Origin of the sequence: uncultured Nostoc sp. (assembly GCF_964245575.1) — a bacterium.
Classification (GTDB): Bacteria; Cyanobacteriota; Cyanobacteriia; order Cyanobacteriales; family Nostocaceae; genus Nostoc.
This window is the reverse complement of record NZ_CAXTNP010000455.1, coordinates 1-4,127: the sequence shown is the minus strand read 5'-3', so window position 1 is coordinate 4,127 and position 4,127 is coordinate 1. Positions and strand designations below refer to the sequence as shown.

Genomic DNA, 4,127 nt, shown 5'->3' with positions numbered 1-4,127 from the left:
TAATACTTGTAATGCTTATGCAGCACGGTTTATAGCTTTTCTTAGTGCCATTCAACTGTGATCCTTCTTATCCAGATTTTTGCATTCCCCAAAATTCACCCGACTTAAATTGCCGACGAGATATTACTCAACGAAGATTTAAAGTGCTTCCACCTGATCCTCACGGCTTTGATGGAGATGGAGATGGCATCGGGTGTGAATGAATGGTAGAAGCAGCAACATGAATTCAGTTGCTGCCTAATCCATCGATTTCAGCAGCAAGCTAGGGTGTTGACTGCGGATTTTGCCGAAGCCCCAACAAGTTTCTGTCAATATCCTTGCAGACAGACAAACAGAGCAGTAGTTAAGAAAAAGGGTCTAAAATTTAGATAACTTCTACTCTTGTGCCTGGGCAAGCTTTTGTTGATATTCTTTGTACTCTGTGTTTTTATGCTGCCAGTATTTATCAACAGTTACTTTAGCAGCAAAAGCACCGTCATATTCATCTCCACCTTCGCTAACTAATCGCTGTTTGGTTAGCTTTCGTAAGTCAGAGACAATCTTGCCATTAATTTTACGTGTCTTTGACCAATCTAAAATTGGTTGTGGATAATAACTATTGTTAATGTATTTCTCCTGTTCAATTTCTGGTAAACTATAGCCCCGCAGTTATATCCCTGCTCGATTAACTGCTTTGTTAAGCCTTGCACTATGTCTAGAGAATTGCCTTAAAATAGGTATAATTGACTACCTAGCTTTTGGAGATTAGAGTTAAGGTTTTCCAAAGACTCAAATAAGAACCGAACTCTGGCAGTTCCAACATCAGCCCAGGTATAAAACCAAGGATCAATGATGAAGAATGGTTTTACTGCTGCATCGTTAGCAGCTGCTAGTGTAACAATTTCATTATCAGCTAATCGTAAATCCCGACGAAACTACAGAAGGGGAGCAACGCTCCAAAGTGAGGTGCTAAAAATTAGGGGTATAAATGACCTGTTTAATAGTGCGATCGCAACGAAATACCTGTTATTATTGAGAATCTAGCTATGTAACTGAGAATTAAACCCCGATCTCACTTTTTCGCGTTGCTCCCCTTGCGACCTTGCTGGGCGGACGAGCGGCTGAGGAAATTGTTATGGGCAAAGTCTCTACTGGAGCTAGTGACGACATTCAAAAAGCGACAGATTTAGCCGAACGTGCCGTCACGCAATATGGCATGAGTAGTACCCTTGGGCCAATCGCCTTTGAAAAGAATTCAGCACAATTCCTGCAAGGCAGCAGTTCTCGTCGCTCAATTAGTGCTCCCGTTGCGGTGGAGATTGATCGCCAAGTCAAACAGAACATCGATCTAGCCCATGATATGGCGTTGAAAATTCTGCAACTCAACCGTGACTTACTAGAATCTACTGCCCAATTCCTGTTAGAGAAAGAGGTGTTAGAAGGCGATGAACTGCAACAGATTTTGTCCCAAGTGCAAGCACCTGTAAGTTTGAATACCTGGTTGATCAAGGGCTAGCGTTCACACTCACTTGATCTGAAAAATAAATTAAGGTGAGTTCGACGGCTGTGGCTTAGGCTGCTGATGTAGATATTTGTACTGGCGACACTCACTTTTTTAAGAATCGGTAAAAACTTACTTGAGTAGAGTACTTCTTTTACCTTTAACTATTTTATACTTTCTTCGCACTGGCTTTATAGTTATTGCTTTTAAGTAACTTCAACTTCACACTTTCAAATAGACTTTATATCCTGACTATTTTTTCTAAAAACCCTATCAGTTGACTTCACAATGTCTTGAATTAAAAGTCATTGATAATACCCATGTAGTAACAGATTAAGTGATTGATATTAGAGCAAGTAGTTGAAAAAGCGAACTTGTCTAATATTATGAATAAAAAATGGGCTGCTAAACGACTTACAATCAATCTCACATCAAGTGAAGCAGAGAAGTTGGAAAAATATTGTTCAATCACTGGTAGACCAGCAACCGATGTAATTCGAGAATTAATTCGCTCTCTGACGACTGAAGAAAGACAAAACTAATTTCCGGGTTAATTAGCAATTGCTTGGCTGATCGCTGCTAATTTTTGGGTATTTTAAAATAGCGTTTACTGAGCAGAGCTATGTCAAAAGGATTCGGTGACAGTAAGAAAAAACTAGTGCTTGAGGACAATGAACTAACCGGACAATTCGCAATTCGCAGTTCGCAATTCGCTTTTTCGCCCATTGCGGACGTAATTGATAATTGAGCCGTTAGGGTACAGAGCAACTAATTTAAATTATGAAAAAAAACAAACACGTAATATCAATATTCAAGCCCCCGCCTGAATGCGTGGGGTATTATTAATTGCGAATTGCAAATTGCGAATTGCGAATTGGAAATGACTACAGGCATTGTACAGCACCCAATTACTCTTCGTTGGCAGACTAGGATCTCATTTACTGGTCATGATATCGGGTGCATTACTGCTCATAATAAGCGAGAGGATGCTAATAAAATAGCTAAACAGATGGCTTCAGCTTGGAGTGAGAGAAAATATCAAACCCAAGAAGAGGTAACAGCTTTTATTAAATCTCTGCCTACTGATGCTGTCATAGACCCATTGCCCCAAAATATTGTGATGCAACTGAGCAAGCAGGCATTAAGCGCAAGGAAGTAACAAAAAGCGATGGCTATGCTAACGTCTGCGACGAACGCCCTACACGGTATGATCTGAAATTGTATGCGAAAAATTATTATTGGGGTTATGGGTAGGGGAGAAAATGCGACAGCAAATGATTTACAAAATGCTTATATACTAGGTCAACTTATTGCCAAACAGGGATGGGTTTTACTGACTGGTGGTAGAAATGTAGGAGTAATGGATGCAGTAAGTAAAGGTGCAAAATCTGCTGATGGTTTAACTATTGGTATTCTTCCAGGTGAAAATCAGGATGGTATGTCCTCTTGGGTGGATATTGCTATTTTCACAGATATGGGTAATTCTAGAAACAATATTAATGTTCTTACCAGTGATCTGGTAATTGCTTGCGGTATGGGTACAGGAACCGCTTCAGAAATTGCTCTAGCTTTGAAAGCAAATAAGCAAGTAATTTTGTTGAATAATGATCAAGAAAGTAAACTTTTCTTTAAAAAACTGTCGCCAGAAAATGTTTATATTGTGGAGAGTGTGGATCAGGCGATCGCTACTGCCAAAAGAATATTATCTTAGTTACGAATTAGTGTATCAGCAAAATCTTCTCTCAAGTGAGAAGGCTTAAGTAAAAAATTGTTTATTTTTCTAATTTCAGCTTTTGGGCTAAGTGTACTTATAGGGGCCTGTCAGCCTGCTAGAGAGCCTCCAACAACTGCACCACCAGCAGCGCCATCACCCGCACTGCCATCGGTAACTCCAGCCAGTCCTTAGTGTCATATATTACTACTGTGGAGAGCAACTGGAGTTCCGAATTAGTTACCCAGTAAAATCATGGTGTGGTTTAAGGCAGGTTCAACCGTTTACGCGCACCAAAGCGAAACAGCTTATCAGGTAGTATCGCTCTCAGGGGAGGCAACCATTGTGCCTCATTGCCAACACGGTAGCGTAATCGTGGTGACTGGCTTGAAGCAATACGAGCAATCGCTTGTGCAACCTTTTCAGGATTGTCACCTTGTGCAATTGCGCCCTGGACAGATGAGGAAATTACATCGCGTACAGTGTCATAATCACTATGAATTGCGGTAGGGTGTAACATGGCTTGGTTGAAATTGGTCTTGAAGTAGCCAGGCTCAACTAAAGACACTTTAATATTGAATGGGTCTAGTTCCACGCTTAAGGCTTCGCTATAACCTTCAAGTGCAAACTTACTTGCAGAGTAAAAACCTTGACCAGGTGCGCCGATCAGCCCTGCCACTGAACTCATATTGATAATATGCCCGCTACGTTGCTGTCTCATAAAGGGTAAAACAGCATTAGTAACACGTACAACACCCCAAAAGTTCGTCTCAAAAATCTCCTTGGCTTGTTCTAAAGAAGTTTCTTCCAGCATACTGGCATGAATTTGTCCAGCATTATTAATTAGTAAATCAATGCGATTAGTCCGTGTGAGCAACTGTTTAATACATAATTGCACTGAGTCATCAGAGGTAACATCGAGCTTCAACATTTCCA

At 40.6% G+C, this 4,127-nt stretch carries 7 protein-coding genes and 1 pseudogene; 6 read left to right on the top strand and 2 right to left on the bottom strand.

The features are described 5' to 3' along the window. Nucleotides 1–44 precede the first annotated feature (44 nt). Nucleotides 45–203: a hypothetical protein gene (locus tag ACFFAP_RS36740; RefSeq protein WP_375515818.1), complete on the top strand. Its 159-nt coding sequence runs from the start codon at nt 45–47 to the stop codon at nt 201–203. Nucleotides 204–707: 504 nt separating this feature from the next. Here ACFFAP_RS36740 and ACFFAP_RS36735 read toward each other — a convergent pair. Then, nucleotides 708–881: a deoxyribodipyrimidine photo-lyase gene (locus ACFFAP_RS36735; RefSeq protein WP_375515819.1), complete on the bottom strand. Its 174-nt coding sequence runs from the start codon at nt 879–881 to the stop codon at nt 708–710. Between ACFFAP_RS36735 and ACFFAP_RS36730 the strand changes: the two genes are divergently transcribed. The 5 genes and pseudogenes from ACFFAP_RS36730 (at nt 829) to ACFFAP_RS36710 (ending at nt 3,191) form a co-directional block, all read left to right on the top strand. Next, nucleotides 829–1,023, top strand: coding sequence for a hypothetical protein (locus ACFFAP_RS36730; protein WP_375515817.1), 195 nt, complete (start codon nt 829–831; stop codon nt 1,021–1,023). The two genes, ACFFAP_RS36735 and ACFFAP_RS36730, sit on opposite strands and share 53 nt — an antisense overlap. Nucleotides 1,024–1,072: 49 nt before the next feature. Beyond that, nucleotides 1,073–1,495: pseudogene (locus tag ACFFAP_RS36725) on the top strand (cell division protein FtsH); the annotation flags it as partial. 371 nt (nt 1,496–1,866) lie between these two features. Next, entirely contained in the window at nt 1,867–2,022 is a 156-nt protein-coding gene (locus ACFFAP_RS36720) for a CopG family transcriptional regulator (RefSeq protein ID WP_375515816.1), read from the top strand. A 338-nt stretch (nt 2,023–2,360) separates the two neighbouring features. Beyond that, nucleotides 2,361–2,639 (top strand): hypothetical protein, encoded by a 279-nt coding sequence (locus tag ACFFAP_RS36715; protein ID WP_375515815.1) that lies wholly within the window; start codon nt 2,361–2,363, stop codon nt 2,637–2,639. 63 nt (nt 2,640–2,702) lie between these two features. After that, nucleotides 2,703–3,191 carry a TIGR00725 family protein gene (locus tag ACFFAP_RS36710; RefSeq protein ID WP_375515505.1) on the top strand — a complete coding sequence of 163 codons (489 nt, stop codon included), beginning with the start codon at nt 2,703–2,705 and terminating at the stop codon, nt 3,189–3,191. Between the two features lie 265 nt (nt 3,192–3,456). Here ACFFAP_RS36710 and ACFFAP_RS36705 read toward each other — a convergent pair. After that, the coding region (locus ACFFAP_RS36705) for an SDR family NAD(P)-dependent oxidoreductase (protein ID WP_375515814.1) at nt 3,457–4,127 on the bottom strand (671 nt) is incomplete at its 5' end.